This window comes from Thermodesulfatator autotrophicus (assembly GCF_001642325.1).
Taxonomy (GTDB): Bacteria; Desulfobacterota; Thermodesulfobacteria; order Thermodesulfobacteriales; family Thermodesulfatatoraceae; genus Thermodesulfatator; species Thermodesulfatator autotrophicus.
On record NZ_LSFI01000123.1, the window covers coordinates 1 to 360 of the forward strand.

Here is a 360-nt window from a genome sequence, read left to right on the forward strand (position 1 = left end):
AGAAAAAATATTTCATCCCAGAGCTTGAAAATCTAGAAGCTGGCGAAAACATCATTGAGGCCTTTGATGTAGACTATCTTGAAATAGAGACCATTCTTTTTCAAACCGGCTACCTTACTATCAAAGATCTGCAAAAAAAAGGCCCTCGCCGCCGTTACTTCCTCTCTTATCCCAACTTAGAAGTAAAGATGAGTTTTACCGATAGTATTCTTAACTGGTATGTGGAAAGACGGTCAGATAAGGAAAGAATCATTGACCGTCTTTACGATGTCCTTGAAGCTGGCGAGCTGGAGAAGCTGAAAGAGATTTTCAAGTCATTTTTCGCTTCTATACCGCATGATTGGTATAGGAAGACGGAGC

General features: G+C 40.6%; 1 pseudogene. It reads left to right on the top strand.

What is annotated here, in order from left to right:
* Nucleotides 1–360: pseudogene (locus tag TH606_RS11810) on the top strand (hypothetical protein); the annotation flags it as partial.